This is a genomic window from Catellatospora aurea (genome assembly GCF_042663325.1).
GTDB classification, from domain to species: domain Bacteria; phylum Actinomycetota; class Actinomycetes; order Mycobacteriales; family Micromonosporaceae; genus Catellatospora; species Catellatospora aurea.
This window is the reverse complement of sequence record NZ_JBHTAC010000015.1, coordinates 1-14,109: the sequence shown is the minus strand read 5'-3', so window position 1 is coordinate 14,109 and position 14,109 is coordinate 1. Positions and strand designations below refer to the sequence as shown.

The 14,109-nt window shown below is 71.8% G+C and carries 11 protein-coding genes; 2 read left to right on the top strand and 9 right to left on the bottom strand.

Annotated features, from left to right (window positions below; translation table 11 throughout):
- Positions 1-6 precede the first annotated feature (6 nt).
- The 5 genes from ACFQO7_RS16720 to ACFQO7_RS16700 form a co-directional block, all read right to left on the bottom strand.
- A complete protein-coding gene (locus ACFQO7_RS16720) occupies positions 7-1,836 on the bottom strand; it encodes a spherulation-specific family 4 protein (protein ID WP_376807182.1) in 1,830 nt (609 codons plus the stop codon).
- A gap of 27 nt (positions 1,837-1,863) precedes the next feature.
- Positions 1,864-2,691, bottom strand: coding sequence for a carbohydrate ABC transporter permease (locus ACFQO7_RS16715; RefSeq protein WP_376807181.1), 828 nt, complete (start codon positions 2,689-2,691; stop codon positions 1,864-1,866).
- The gene (locus ACFQO7_RS16710; RefSeq protein ID WP_376807180.1) at positions 2,684-3,661 is read right to left on the bottom strand and encodes a carbohydrate ABC transporter permease; all 978 of its coding nucleotides are present in this window, start codon (positions 3,659-3,661) and stop codon (positions 2,684-2,686) included. The genes ACFQO7_RS16715 and ACFQO7_RS16710 overlap by 8 nt, the downstream gene beginning before the upstream one ends.
- Positions 3,662-3,667: 6 nt before the next feature.
- Entirely contained in the window at positions 3,668-4,930 is a 1,263-nt protein-coding gene (locus ACFQO7_RS16705) for an ABC transporter substrate-binding protein (RefSeq protein WP_376807179.1), read from the bottom strand.
- 124 nt (positions 4,931-5,054) lie between these two features.
- Entirely contained in the window at positions 5,055-6,221 is a 1,167-nt protein-coding gene (locus ACFQO7_RS16700) for an ROK family protein (RefSeq protein WP_376807178.1), read from the bottom strand.
- 83 nt (positions 6,222-6,304) lie between these two features.
- Between ACFQO7_RS16700 and ACFQO7_RS16695 the strand changes: the two genes are divergently transcribed.
- Positions 6,305-7,567 carry a Gfo/Idh/MocA family protein gene (locus tag ACFQO7_RS16695; RefSeq protein ID WP_376807177.1) on the top strand — a complete coding sequence of 421 codons (1,263 nt, stop codon included), beginning with the start codon at positions 6,305-6,307 and terminating at the stop codon, positions 7,565-7,567.
- A 77-nt stretch (positions 7,568-7,644) separates the two neighbouring features.
- Here the strand turns inward: ACFQO7_RS16695 and ACFQO7_RS16690 are convergent, their stop codons facing one another.
- From ACFQO7_RS16690 to ACFQO7_RS16675, 4 genes are all read right to left on the bottom strand, one after another.
- Positions 7,645-8,535 carry a carbohydrate ABC transporter permease gene (locus ACFQO7_RS16690; RefSeq protein ID WP_376807176.1) on the bottom strand — a complete coding sequence of 297 codons (891 nt, stop codon included), beginning with the start codon at positions 8,533-8,535 and terminating at the stop codon, positions 7,645-7,647.
- Positions 8,532-9,500 (bottom strand): carbohydrate ABC transporter permease, encoded by a 969-nt coding sequence (locus ACFQO7_RS16685; RefSeq protein WP_376807175.1) that lies wholly within the window; start codon positions 9,498-9,500, stop codon positions 8,532-8,534. Before ACFQO7_RS16685 ends, ACFQO7_RS16690 begins: the two co-directional genes overlap by 4 nt.
- A 187-nt stretch (positions 9,501-9,687) precedes the next feature.
- Positions 9,688-10,728 (bottom strand): substrate-binding domain-containing protein, encoded by a 1,041-nt coding sequence (locus ACFQO7_RS16680; RefSeq protein WP_376807174.1) that lies wholly within the window; start codon positions 10,726-10,728, stop codon positions 9,688-9,690.
- A 218-nt stretch (positions 10,729-10,946) separates the two neighbouring features.
- Positions 10,947-11,432, bottom strand: coding sequence for an NUDIX domain-containing protein (locus ACFQO7_RS16675; protein WP_376807173.1), 486 nt, complete (start codon positions 11,430-11,432; stop codon positions 10,947-10,949).
- A 120-nt stretch (positions 11,433-11,552) separates the two neighbouring features.
- On the opposite strand from ACFQO7_RS16675, the gene ACFQO7_RS16670 reads away from it, so the two are divergent.
- Positions 11,553-14,109: helix-turn-helix transcriptional regulator (locus ACFQO7_RS16670; RefSeq protein WP_376807172.1), on the top strand; the 2,557-nt coding region annotated here is incomplete at its 3' end.

Sequence of the window (14,109 nt, the reverse complement as noted above, 5' to 3'; positions counted from 1 at the left end):
GATGGATCAGCTGACGGTGATCACTGCGGTATAGATCTCCGGCGAGCTGCCGGAGCCGTGGAACACGACCCGGTGCGGCCCGACCGGGATGCCCAGCACGTCGGCGGGAACCCGCCAGACGTAGCGGTCGTCGTCGCTGGAGATCAGCGGGCTCGGCCCGTCGACCGGGGCCCAGCTCCAGCCGGTGCCGGTGTGCCGGTAGAACCACGCGTTCTCGATGAGCAGGTCCGCGCCGATCCCGGCAGTGGCGAAACCGGTGGACGCGTCGTTGTCGACGTCGATGAACAGGTGGTGGAAGTCGAACGGCAGGTGGTACTGCGCCTGGTAGGTGACGTCGGCGGTGCCGATGGTCCCGGACATCTCGGTGATCGGGTCACCGGAGGGCGCCGTCGTGCTCACGGTGAGCGGCCCGGCGGCGGCCGAGCGGTTCCCGCTCTTGTCACGAGCGAAGACCGTGAAGGTGTACGCCGTGCCCGGCTCCAGCCCGCTGACCGGCACCGTGACCGTCGCCCCCTGCGTGACCAGCCACGACGGCAACGACAGCAGCGGTTGCCCGTCGACCTCGACGTCATAGCCCGCGAGATCCGGCTCCGCCGACGCGGTCCAGCCCAGCCGCACGCTGGCGACCTTGGTCTCGGCGGCGTGCAGCCCGGCGGGCGCGGCAGGAGCGGAAACGTCGGCGCGGCCCGTGGTCAGGGTCAGCGCCCGGCTCGGCGCGGACACGTTGCCCGCCGCGTCGTGCGCGGTGACCGCGACGCGGTAGGTCCGGCCCGGGTCGAGGCCGTGCAGGGTGGCGACCGGCAGCGCGCTCGTCGAACCGGTCACCCGCACCCCGTCGACGTGCACGTCGTAGCCGGTGACCCGGCCGTGCGGGTCGGTGGCGGGCAGCCATGCGACGACGGCTTCGGTGGACCCGGTCCGGACCGGGAACGGCGCGCCGACCGTGCGGGGTGCGGCCGTGTCAGCTCCGCCCGCCGACGCGGATGCCAGCTGCTGCGTCCAGTAGTCCTGCGGCGGCAGCGAGTCCCACGGGTTGGCCAGCACGTCCGGGGTGACGTACAGGTAGCCGGCGTTGCGCTCCTTGCTCAACGCGACCGCGTTCGCGAGCTGGGCGGTGGTGTCGGTGGCGTGGACCAGGTGCCACAGCTTGCGTGGGTCGAGCGCGCGGTGCCAGGACGGCGGCTGCCAGCCGAGGTAGGTCTCGTAGGCGCCCTCGAAGGTGAGGATCACGTCGGCGGCGTCGGCGTAGCAGGGCTCGGTGTCGATGCCCGGGTTGATCACCGTGAACGCGCCGGGGTGTGCCTTCTCGGTGTGCCGGTCGAGCATCCGGTACGTGTCGATGTAGGCGTCCTGCGGGCCGCAGACGTTCTGCACCTCGTCGAAGAAGATCCCGCCGAGGCCGTCCGCGCCGTAGAGGCGGTACCAGGTGGCCACGTCCTGCTGGACCTGTGCCGCCCAGGCGGCCGGGGTGGTCTCGTTGAGCCTGGTCGCACGGCCGGTGCTGCCGAGGTAGCCGGTGGCGACGTAGCCGAGCACCCGTACCCCTGCGGCTTTGGCGGCGGTGATGGCGGCGGCGTAATTGGGGTCGCGGGTCTTGCCCGGCCCGGAGAACGGATTCGCGACCGCGATCCCGACGCCGGGCGTGTTCAGCTGCTGCCAGAGGGCGGCTCCGTCGCCACCGGGGTAGAAGTAGGCGGGCACCGCGAGCTGCTGGGCGATGCCGTCCGGCGGGGCGGCGGCCTGGACGGGGGTCGCGGCGGACGCGGCGGTGAGCAGTGTGACGAGTACGGCCGCCGCCCGAAGGTGCAGGCGTCCGCGGCCATGCCGGTGCAGCATGGTCGTGTCTCCGATCTGCGGTCTAAGTCAGCCCTTGTTGCCGCTGAAGGCGATGCCTTGGATGAAGTGGCGCTGCATGACGGTGAACAGCACGATGACGGGCAGCGAGGCGAGCAGGGAACCGGCCATGAGCACCGGGTAGTCGGTCTGGAACTGGCCCTGCAGCGACGCCAGGCCCGCCGACAGGGTCATCTGCTCCGGGTCGGTGTTGACGATCAGCGGCCAGAACAGGTCGTTCCAGGACCACAGCACGGTCAGGATGCCGAGCGCGAGCAGGCCGGGTCTGGCCAGCGGCAGCATGACCGACCAGTAGATGCGCAGCGGGCCGGCGCCGTCGAGGCGGGCGGCCTCGTCGAGTTCCTTGGGCAGGCCGAGGAAGAACTGCCGGAGCAGGAACACGCCGAACGCGGAGAACAGGCCGGGCACGATGAGCGCGGTGAGGCTGTTGAGCCAGCCCAGGTCTGCCATGATCTCGTACTGCGGGATGACGAACAGCGGCGGCGGCACCATCAGCACCGACAGGAAGACGCCGAACAGCAGGCCGCGGCCGGGGAAGCGCAGCCGCGCGAACGCGTACGCGGCCATGGAGCAGAACAGCAGCTGCCCGGCGGTGCGGGCGGCGGTCATCAGCACGGTGTTGAGGATCTGGTCGCCGAAGGGCAGCAGCCCGAACACGTCGCCGTAGTTGGACCAGCGCCAGTCGGGCGCGATGGTCGGCGGGACCTTCGTGGCGTTGGTGAGGGTCTTCAGCGAGGTCAGGAACTGCCACAGGAACGGGCCGACCATGACCGCCGCGCCGATCAGCAGCGTGACGTGGGTGGCGGCGCGCCCGCCGCGGCGTACCGGATCAGCCATAGTGCACCCACCGTTTCTGCAGCCGGAACTGGATCGCCGTGAGGATCACGATGAGCACCAGCAGCGCCATCACGATCGCGGCGGCGTAGCCCCGGTCGTTGGTGTAGAACGCCTTGTCGTAGAACAGGTGCACGACGGTCTGGATGCGCGGGAACGCCGGGTTGGCGCGGGCCGCCTGGCCGCTGCCGCCCATCACGTACACCAGGTCGAACAGTTGCAGGGAGCCGATCACCGACAGCACCGACACGAAGAACAGCGACGGTGACAGCAGCGGCAGCGTGATCCGCCGGAACTGGGCCAGCGCGCCGGCCCCGTCGATCGAGGCGGCCTCGTAGTACTCGCGCGGGATCGACTGCATGCCGGCCAGGAAGATGACGATGTTGTAGCCGAGGCTGGTCCAGATCCCGACGGCGACCATCGCGTACAGCGCGGTGGCGGGGTCGGCGATCCAGTGCGGTCCCTCGACGCCGACCAGCGACAGCAGGTAGTTGATCAGGCCGAAGTCGCCGTTGTAGAGCCAGCGCCAGACCATCGCCACGGCCACCGGCATGGTGACCACGGGCAGGAAGAACAGCGCCCGGTACACCGACACCCCGCGCAGCTTCGGCCGGTTGAGCAGTGCCGCGAACATGACCGCCAGCGGGATGCCGAGCAGGCCGAGCAGGGTGTACGTCACCGTGTTGCGCAGCGCGGTCAGCACCTCGTCGTCGGCGGCCAGGGTGCGGTAGTTGTCCAGCCCGACCCACTCGTGCCCGCCGAACGGGCCCCACTCGGTGAAGGAGAAGTAGCCGGTCTGCACCACCGGCCACAGGTAGAACACGGCCAGGCCCAGCCCGGTCGGGGCGATGAGCAGGTAGGCCCAGGCGGCTTCGGCTCCCCGGTGGCGCCACCGGCGCCGCCGCCGGGCGGGCACCGGGGCGGGCACCGCGGTGCGGACGTCGTCCGCGGTGCCCGTCACGGTAACTGTCATGCGGTGCTACTCCTTCGCCAGCAGGGCGTTCATCTGCGTGGCGAGTTCCTTGGCGGCCGCCTCGACCGCGACCTCACCGGTGTATGCCTTGGTGAGCTGCTTGAACTCCTCGTCGTTCCAGGCGGCGGTGTTGCGCGACACCGGGTAGGGCACCGCGTAGGCGACCGCGTCGAGGAAGACCTTGCCCTTGAACTGCGAGTTGGCGGCCAGCCAGGCGTCCTGGGTGCCGGTGTGCGCCGGGATCGGGCCCTTCTTGCCGAGGATCTCGGCGGCCGGCTTGGAGCCGAGGAACTTCACGAACTCCCACGCCTGCGCCGGGGCCTTGGTCTTCGCCGACACCACGTTGGCCAGGCCGTGGATGATGGTGGCCTGCTTGACGCCGGTCGGCAGCGGGGCCGCGTCGACGCGGGTCTTGGTGTACTCGTTCTTGCCGAACTCGGCGACGTTCCAGGAGCCGCCCCAGTACATGGCGAGCTTGCCCGACTCGAACAGCTGGAGCGGGGCGGTGTCGGTCATCGTCTTGAGGTCCGGCGACTGCTTGTTCTTGATCAGGTCGGTCCAGAAGCGCAGGCCCTCGATGGTGGCCGGGTCGTCGAAGCCGGACTTCTTGCCGTCGGCGGAGATGACGTTGCCGCCGGCCTGGTAGATGGTGTTGTAGTAGTACTCCTGGCCGGCGAGGTTGGCGCCGACGGCGTACACGCCCTTGGCCGGGTCGGTCAGCTTGGCCGCGGCGGCCTTGAAGTCGGCCCAGGTCCAGCCGTCGGCCGGGTACTTCACCCCGGCGGCGTCGAAGAGTTCCTTGTTGTACCAGACGCCGACGGTGTCGAAGTCCTTCGGCAGGCCGTAGACCTTGCCCTCGAAGGTGTAGAGGTCGACCAGGGCCTTCGGGTAGACGCCCAGGTCGAGCTTGGCCTCGGCGACCTTGTCGGCCAGCGGCATGATCACGCCGTTGTCGGCGTACAGCTGGATGTTGGGTCCGTTCATCCAGAAGACGTCCGGGGCGGCTCCGCCGGTGACAGCGGCCCGCAGCTTCGTCCAGTAGTCGGCCCACGGGGTGAGCTGGACGTTGATGGTGATGTTCGGGTGGTCCTTGGTGAAGGCGGCGGCGAGCTCCTCCATCACCGGGACCTGGTTCTTGTCCCACACCGCGTAGGACAGGGTGACCGTCTCGTCACCGGCAGCGGGTTCGTCGCTGCCACAACCCGCGGCGGTCACGGCGAGGGCGGCGGCCAGAACCGCGGCCGCGCCGACCCGCACTGCTTTCCACATCTGAGGAACCCTTCTCGCAAGGACGTCATCGGGGATTCACCGGGTCACATGTGCTAGCCCAGTATTAATGGAGTCCTGAATAAGTTTGTCAAGACCCGACCCCGAGCTCGGCCGTGCCGACACGTCAACGCCCTGGTCGCACGGGTGCGGCCACTCCGGTGCGCACGTCGAACAGGTGCTCCTGCAGATGTTCCAGCGAGAGTTTCACTGCGCCGAGCGCCACCGACTCGTCGCCGAGCGTCGAGGTGACGATCTCCGGGATGCGTACGCAGCGCTTCTCGATCTCCCGGCGCAGCGGTTCCAGCAGCACGTCGGCCGAGCGGGAGAACCCGCCGCCGAGCACCACGAGCTGCGGGTCCAGCGCCAGGACCAGCGCCGACGCGCCCAGCGCCAGCTCCTTGGCGTATCGGCGGACCACGGCCACCGCCTTGCGGTCGCCCTCGCGGGCGCTGGCGAACACGTACCCGGCCAGGTCGTCGGGGTCGGTGCCGGCGGGCGCGCCGGTCCACGAGCGCAGGTGCTCCTGCGCCCGGATCCAGCCCAGCTCGGGCAGCGCCCCGATCTCGCCGGCCGCCTGGGCGAAGCCCCGGTGCAGCTTGCCGTCGATGATCAGGCCGGTGCCCGTACGCAGGCCTGCCAGCAGGTAGACCACGTGCTGGGCGTACCGGGCGACCCCGCGCCAGGTCTCGGCCAGCGCGGCCAGCCGGCTGTCGTTCTCCACCAACACCGTGCCGGCGACCAGCCGCCCCACGTGCTGGGCCAGCTGCACCCCGGTCCACTCCGGGAACGCCACCGACAGCACGACCCGGCCCGCGGCGTCGACCAGGCCGCTGGTGCCGACCGTGGTCGCCCAGATGTCCGCGCCGGTCAACCCGGCTTCGGACAGGCACAGCGCGATGGCCGCGTCGACCGCCCGCAGGCGTTCGGCCCGGCCCGCGGTGATCGCCACGGGCACCCGCACCGTGTGCCCGACCTCGCCGTCCAGGTCTGCGGCCAGCACCCGGATGGTGTGCCCGCCGATGTCCACGCCGAGCACCCGGCCGGCGTCGGCGCGGAACCGGTAGCGGCGGGCCGGGCGGCCCATCACCCCCGGCGCGGGCTGCACCTCCTCCAGCCAGCCCTGGCTCTGCAGCTGCAGCACCACGTCCTCGGTCGAGGGCCGGGACAGGCCGGTGTCGCGTGACAGCTCGGTCAGCGTCAGCGCCGGCCGGCCGCGCAGCACGTGCACCACCGCAAGGGCGTTGAGCTGCCGCAACCGGGACAGATCCCCACCTGCGAGCTGTTCGGTCACCACCGGCCCCCTTTTGCGCACCGCGTTGCCATGTTACTAATTATGGAGACCTTCAAAAGTAACTCCTCCACGGGATGGCTGAGATGACTGTAGACGGGGTGCGGCTGGTCGTGGCAGGTGCCGGACTGCGCGGCATCGGATACGCCCGCCGCGCGGCCGCCACGGGGGCGGCCCGGGTGGTGGCCGTCGCCGAACCCGACCCCGCCCGCCGCGCGGCCTTCGCCGCCGAGTTCGGGGTGCCCGCCGACCAGGTCTTCACCGACTGGGCCGAGCTCGCCGCGGCCGGGCCGCTCGGCGACGCAGCGGTGATCGCCACCCAGGACCGCATGCACGCCGACGCGGCCGTGGCCTTCGCCGCGCTGGGATATCACATACTCCTGGAAAAACCGATGGCCACCACGGAGCCCGACGCGCTGCGCATCGCCGCCGCCGTCGAGCAGGCCGGGGTCATGCTGGCGGTCTGCCACGTGCTGCGCTACACGCCGTACACCCGGGCGCTGAAGGGGCTGCTCGACAGCGGGGCGATCGGCAAGCTGGTCAACGTGCAGCACCTGGAGCCGATCGGGTGGTGGCACTTCGCGCACTCGTTCGTACGCGGGCACTGGAACAACTCCGAGACCTCCGCGCCGCTGCTGCTCACCAAGTCCTGCCACGACATCGACTGGCTGCTTTACCTGATCGGGGCGGCACCGGGCCGGGTCAGTTCGTTCGGCGGGCTCGCCCACTTCCGGCCCGAGCAGCGCCCGGCCGAAGCGGCTGACAACTGCCTGGACTGCCCCCTCGAACGGACCTGCCCGTACTCCGCGCCCCGGCTCTACCGGTCCTGCCTGGGCGACCCGGCGCGGGAGTTCTGGCCGCTGTCGGCGGTCACCACCGACCACACCGAGGCCGGTATCGACGCCGCGCTGCGCACCGGCCCGTACGGGCGCTGCGTCTACGGCAGCGACAACAACGTCGTCGACCACCAGGTCGTCGCGATGGAGTTCCCCGACGGGGCGACCTGCACGTTCACCATGACGGCGTTCACCCCGATGGAGCACCGCCGCACCCGCCTGTTCGGCACCCACGGCTACGTCGACGGCGACGGCCGCCTGCTGCACGTCACCGACTTCCGCACCGGCGAGCAGCACACCATCGACACCGGCACGCTCGACGGCGCGAGTGCCGGTGACGGGCACGGCGGTGGCGACGAGGGCATCATGGACGCCTTCCTGAAGGCCGTGGCCAGCGGCGACGCGTCGGCGCTGCACTCCGACGCGGCCGCGAGCCTGGCCAGCCACCGCGTGGTCTGGGCGGCCGAGCAGGCCCGCACGTCCGGCACGGTCCACCCGTTCCACGCCGGGTGACCTGACGCGCCGGCCGGGTTCCGGTATCGCACGGAACCCGGCCGATCCTGCGCGAGCGCCCGCCGCCGGACGGACCGCTACCGGCGACCGCGGGGGCGCGGCAGTTGAGCCGCCATCCGGCCGGAGGTCGCCGAGGACGTCGTCAACAGTCGTTGGAAGGCGAGGAAGAACAGCAACACCGGCAGCAGGGACAGCACGCACATCGCGAACATCGGCCCCGGGGAGCTGAGCCCGCTGGCGATCGCGTACTGGTGCAGCCCGGACGGCGCCGTGGAGTCCTCCACCAGCGGCAGGTAGACCAGCTGGGGGAAGAAGTCGTTCCAGGTCCAGATGAACGACAGGATCGCCGTGGCGGTGATCGCCGGGCGGCTCAGCGGCAGGATCACGTGCCGGAACAGCTGCAACGGGCTCGCGCCGTCGGTGCGCGCGTACTCGTCGTAGTTCTCCGGCAGCGACCGCAGGAACTGCACGATCAGGAAGATGAAGAACGAGTCGGTGGCGAGCAGCTTCGGCACGATCAGCGGCAGCGGGGTGTTCAGCCAGCCGAGTTCCCGGAACAGCATGTACTGCGGGACCATGAGCACGTGCTGGGGCAGCAGCAGCGTGCCGATGACGACGGCGTACCAGAACCGGCGCAGCGGGAACCGCAGCCTGGCGAAGGCGAACGCGGCCAGCAGGCAGGTGACGACGTTGCCGACCACCGCCCCGGCGGCGACGACGGTGCTGTTGACGAAGAACGTGCCGAAGCCGACCCCGTTGCTCCCGGACCAGCCGTCGGTGTAGTTCGACCAGGTGAACTCCTGCGGCCACAGGCTCAGCCCGGTCGCCGTCTCGCCTGCGGCGCGCAGCGACGAGGCCAGGATCCACAGCAGCGGGTAGACCAGCACCAGCACCACGGCGACCGTGGCGGCGGTGGCCGCGGTGCGGGCGAGCCGGCCGGGGCCTGGCGTGACGGCGGAGATGCTCACGGCCGGCCTCCCGGGTAGTGGACCCACCAGCGGCTGGTCCAGAAGATGAGCGCGGTCAGCGCCCCCACCGCGACCAGGAACGCCCAGGCCATCGCCGAGGCGTAGCCCATCTCCAGCCCGGCGAAGCCGCGCAGGTACAGGTACAGCGTGTACGTCAGGGTCGCGTCCTCGGGCCCGCCGCCGCCGTCGCCGAACACGAACGCGGCCGTGAAGCCCTGGAACGCCGCGATCGTCTCCATGACCACGGTGAGCAGGATGACCGGGGACAGCGTGGGCAGGGTGACGCTGCGCAGGATGCGCCACCGGCTCGCCCCGTCGATGCGCGCCGACTCGGCGTAGTCGGCGGGGATCTGCCGCATGGCGGCCAGGTAGATCACCATCGGGCCGCCGAACTGCCAGGCGGCGAGCAGGATCAGCGTGAACAGGGCCGTGTCCGGCTCGGTGGCCCAGGACCGGTCCGGCACGCCGAACACGCCCAGGACCTGGTTGACCGCGCCGCCCGTGTCGAACATGGTGCGCCAGGTGATGGCCAGCGCGACGCTGACGCCCAGCAGGGACGGCAGGTAGACCAGCGCCCGCAGCGTGCCCGCGCCGCGGCGGCGGCCGTTGAGCAGCGCCGCGACCGCCATGGCGATGAACAGTTTCAGGGGCACGGACACGGCGACGAACATGACCGTGACCTGCACTGAGCGCCAGTACCGGGGATCGGCGGTGAACATCCGCTCGTAGTTGGCCAGGCCGATCCAGGTGAGTTCGCCGGTGATGACGTTGTAGTCGGTGAAGCTCAGGGCGAGCGAGTAGAGGACCGGCGCGACGGTGATCGCGGCGAGCCCTGTCAGCCACGGGGTGAGCAGCAGGTAACCCGCGACGCTCTCCCGGTGCAGGAGGCTGCGCCGGGGCGGACGGGGCGGCAGGGGCGGCGGCTTGGTCCAGAGCCGGACGGCGGGCCGGTCAACGACGGTCACGACCGGCTCCCAGGACACGGCCGGCCGTGATGGCAGGGCAATACATGGATCGGTGCTCTCTTCCCGCAGTACGAATACCGACAGGGCGTGCGCCGATTCACGCCGGTTCACCACGCGGCGGATCCGCGGGCGTCTTGCTGTGCCGTGCATTCCGGCCGGGGCGGCCGGTCGTCGTGCGGCCGGCCGATCAGAATCCGAAGTGGAGATACGCGTCGGCGTTATCCCTGGTGATCGTCTCCGATGCCAGCACGATCTCCTTGGGCACTTCGAACTCGGCCAGGTCGGCCAGGCCCCGCTGCTGAGCGATCAGCCTGGCCAGCAGGATCGCCGACGACGCCATGGACGGGCTGTAGGTGACCGTGGCCTCCAGCACCGTGCCACCGGCCTTGATCGTCTGCATCGCCTGCCGCGATCCGGCGCCGCCCACCATGAAGAACTCGCCGCGTTTGGCGGCCTCGACGGCGGCCAGCACACCGACGCCCTGATCGTCGTCGTGGTTCCACACGGCGTGCAGGTGCGGCAGGGCCTGCAGCAGGTGCGCGGCCTCGCGCTGGCCGGTGTCCGCCGTGAACCCGGCCGCGCGCCGGTTCGCGACCGACAGGCCCGCCGCGGCCAGCGTGTCCCTGAACCCGCGGGACCGCTCCTGGGTCAGTTCGAGGAAGTCCAGCCCGGCGATCTCGCCGATGACCGGCCGGTCCACCTTCCGGGTCGCCAGCCGCGCGATGATGTAGCGGGCGGCGGCCACTCCCATGCCGTAGTTGTCGCCCTTGATCTGCAGCCGGAACGCCGCGGGGTTCGGGAAAGCCCGGTCGAGGTTGACCACCGGCACGCCGGCGCGCATCGCCTCGACGCCGAACCCGGCGAGTTCCTTACCGTCGTACGGCAGCACGACGATCACGTCCGGCCGTTCGGCGATCAGCGTGGACAGCGCCGCGCGCTGGGCGGCGGCGTTCGCGCCCGCCGCGACCATCTTGAACTCCACGTCCGGGAACGTCCGAGCCTGCCGCCTGGCATTGTTGGTGATCGCGGCCAACCAGCCGTGATCGGCGGCCGGCGCGGAGAAGCCGATCACGACACGCCTGCCGGGGGCGGCGTTCGGGTGGGCGGCGTCGCCGGCCAGGATCTGCGACGCCGGCGGGGCCTGCCCGCCGGTGCATCCGCCGAGCAGCGCCGCCGCACCGACGGCGGCCGCGCCGGACACGACGGCACGCCGCGATTGGCCTGCCATGACGGCCTCCGATTCATCATGATCGAGGCGCCGCCGCGGCCGCGCCGACGGCCACCGGGGCGATGGGACGCGCCGGACCGAACTCGACCTTGATCAGGACAGACTCGGCTGGGTGTCGCACACGTTACGAGCTTTCACTCACCGTGTCCATATCTTCTACTGCAAATGTTCGAACTTTTATATAGATCGACAAAAGTGCCGGTCTTCGGTCTGTCGGCTCAACCGGCGAAATAGCGGGCCGCGACGGCGGTGTGCAGGCTGAACGCGAGCGAAGTGGTCGCCGTGACCAGTTCCCAGCCTGCCGATTCGGCATTCGCGACCGGTGCGGGCAGGTCGGCGACGGCGCGGTGCGGCAGCAGCCCGAACACGAGCAGGGTGCCGTCCGGGGCGCTGAGCGTGTCGTACAGGCTCAGCTCGGCCGCGTCGGCCCGGATGCCCGTCTCCTCCCACAGCTCGCGGACCACCGCCGCCTGCCACGACTCACCCAGATCGATGAATCCGCCCGGCAACGCCACCTGGCCCACGCCCGGCGGGATGAGACGCCGCACGCCGAGCAGGCCGTCGCCGACCGGCAGCACGGCGACCGCGACCGGCACCGGGTTCACATAACTGACCTGCTCGCAGGCGGCACACCGGCGTGGCCAGGCCAGGTCGGCGGCGAAGGCGCTCCCGCAGTAGGAGCAGTGCGAATGACGGGCCGGCATGCCCGCCACGCTAGCCCGCCCGCGCTCACGCCCACCGCTCGGGCCGCCATATTGTCCGCGGTCGGCCACGGTCCACATGAGATCACGCTGGGCTCACCCGGCGTACTGGACGATCTCGGCATGACGATGGTCGGCCGGGCGCAGGAGTTCGGTGAAGTCCTGTCCGCGGTGCGTGATTCGCGTACGGACGTGGTGCTGGTCAGTGGTGAGGCGGGGGTGGGCAAGACGCGGCTGCTCGACGCCGTGTGCGCCGCGCTCCCCTCGGTTCGGGCCTGGGGCACGCGGGGGCTGTCGCACGTGCCGCTGGCGGCGCTGGCGCACCTGGTCGACCCGGCTGCGACGTCGCTCGCGGAGATGGTCGCCCAGGTGCTGCGGGCGGTCCCGGCCGGGGCGGTGCTCGCGGTCGACGACCTGCACGGGTGCGACGAGGTCTCGCTGGCGGTCGCGGTGCGGGTCGCCCGGGACGCCGGACGCACGCTGGTCGGCACCGTACGGACCGCGGACGGCCGGGTGCCGCCCGTCGTGGCCGAGCTCGCGGCGTCGTCGGGCACCGTCATGGTGGCTGTCGCGCCCTTCGACCGGACGTCGACCGAGGAGCTGGTCCACACACTGCTCGACGGGCCCGTGGACGCCGGTGTGGTCGACGACGTGTGGCGCCGTACCGGAGGGAACGCGCTTTTCGTCACCCAACTGCTCGACAGCGCACGCCACAGCGGCGCGCTGCACCGCTCGACCGTCGGCTGGCACGCTGTCCGGCCGCTGCCGATCCCGACCGGGCTGCGCAGCCTCCTGCCGACGCGCCTGCGGGGCCTGCCCGACGACGCCGTGGCCGCCGCGCACTTCCTCGCCGCCACCGGCCGGGCGAACGACGGCGAGGTCGAGCAGGCCGGGCACCTCGCCGGAACGGAGCACCTGGTCACACACGGGATCGCTGCCTGGGCGGCCGAGACCGTACGGTTCGTCCACCCGTTGTTCGCCGAGGTGCTGTGGGACGGGCTGTCGCCCGCCCGGCGGCGGTCGGTGCTTCGCGAGCACCTCACGGTCGCCAGGGCGCTCGCGCCGCACGACCACGTGCGGTGCACCGTGCTGAGCCTGGACGCCGGGGAGGTCGTCGAGCCGGGACGGCTGCTGGCCGCGGCCCGGGTCGCGGCCGCGGGCGGTGCGACCGACGTCGCCGTCCGGCTGGCCCGGGCAAGCCTGGACCGGGTCGCCGAGGCCTGGACCGCTCACCCGGAGGTCGCCGCCGGCGCCGCTCTCGTCCTCGCGGTCACCCTCTGGGAGACCGGGCGCACCGACGAGGCCGTGACCGTCCTGCGCCACGCGCTGGACCGCACCCCGCCCGGCAGGGACGCCGCCCTGCTCGCGGTGACCCTGCACAAGGTGGTCCTCTGGGGCCGCTACGACCTGCCCGCCGCCCGAGATGTGCTGCGCCGGCAGTCCGCCCGGTATCCCGCCGGGGCGCCGGTCGGCGTCCTGTTCGCGGTCGCCGAGGCCGACGCGCTGGCCTACGCCGGACTCCCGGACGAGGCGCTGGCGCTCACCTCCGGCATCGGGGACGGCACCGGGCTGCCGCTGCCGGTCCGGACCATGCTGGCGACCAGCCGCAGCAACGCCCTGGCCCACATCGGACGGACCGGCGAGGCGGTCGCCGCCGTCGAGGAACTGCTCGACCAGGTCACGGCCGCCGGGCCGGAAGCGGTCGCCGGGACCCGCGACAAGCTGCTCGTGTACGCAAGCCACGCCCTGCGCGAGCACGGCCGCCTCGACGACGCCGCCCGCACCGCCGAGCGCGCCTACGACAGCGCGCTGGCCGACGGCGTCGTCTTCGAACGCGCCTGGGCCGCGCTGTGCGTCGGCGCAGCCCTTATGCAGGCGGGGCGCCTGGACGACGCGGCGTTCTGGGCGCGGCGCAGCCTCGTGACCGCTGAGGCCGCCGGGATGACCGACTGCACCCGGGTCTGCCTGAGCGTGCTGACCGTGTCCTACAGCTCGCGCGGCCTGCCCCCGGACCCGTCGTGGGTGACGTACCTGCGCTCGCCGGAGGCGGGACTGGGCTTCCTGCGCCACACCGTCCCGATCGCCCTGGCCTGGGCCGCATACGGCGAGGGCCGGCACGCCACGGCCCGCGACCTGCTACGGCAGGGCCAGGCCAGAGCCGCGCAGGAACGGGCGGTGGCGGCCGAGTCCTGGATCCTGCACGAACGCCTGCGCATGCACGACGCCAGCGGGGTACGCGCCCGGCTGGCCGCGCTCACCGCCGGCTCCGCGGTCGGCGCGGCCCGCCTGACCCTGGCCACCGGCCTGGAGCGCGCCTGCCCCGAGACCCTGCTGGAGGCCTCGGCAGCCTTCGAGGCCGTCGGCTCACCCCTGTACGCGGCCGAGGCCGCAGCCGCAGCCGCACGGTGCGCCCCGAGCCGGGCCGCAGCCGCCGCCCGACGACGGGCCGACGAACTCGCGCACGAGGTGGGCGACCCGGCCACTCCCCTGCTGGCCGGGTCACCAATGCCCGCCGACCCGCTGACCTCCCGCGAACGCCTGGTCGCCGAACTCGCGGCGGCCGGAGCGAGCAACACCGAGATCGCCGTACGGCTGGTCCTGTCGGTGCGGACGGTGGAGAACCACCTGTCCCGCGCCTACGCGAAACTCGGGATCACCTCACGGGACGGCCTCGTCCGGG

Bases quoted from the DNA above. Each gene is read 5' to 3' on its own strand.
- ACFQO7_RS16720 (WP_376807182.1), bottom strand. From the start codon at position 1,836: ATGCTGCACCGGCATGGCCGCGGACGCCTGCACCTTCGGGCGGCGGCC.
- ACFQO7_RS16715 (WP_376807181.1), bottom strand. From the start codon at position 2,691: ATGGCTGATCCGGTACGCCGCGGCGGGCGCGCCGCCACCCACGTCACG.
- ACFQO7_RS16710 (WP_376807180.1), bottom strand. From the start codon at position 3,661: ATGACAGTTACCGTGACGGGCACCGCGGACGACGTCCGCACCGCGGTG.
- ACFQO7_RS16705 (WP_376807179.1), bottom strand. From the start codon at position 4,930: ATGTGGAAAGCAGTGCGGGTCGGCGCGGCCGCGGTTCTGGCCGCCGCC.
- ACFQO7_RS16695 (WP_376807177.1), top strand. From the start codon at position 6,305: ATGACTGTAGACGGGGTGCGGCTGGTCGTGGCAGGTGCCGGACTGCGC.
- ACFQO7_RS16680 (WP_376807174.1), bottom strand. From the start codon at position 10,728: ATGGCAGGCCAATCGCGGCGTGCCGTCGTGTCCGGCGCGGCCGCCGTC.
- ACFQO7_RS16675 (WP_376807173.1), bottom strand. From the start codon at position 11,432: ATGCCGGCCCGTCATTCGCACTGCTCCTACTGCGGGAGCGCCTTCGCC.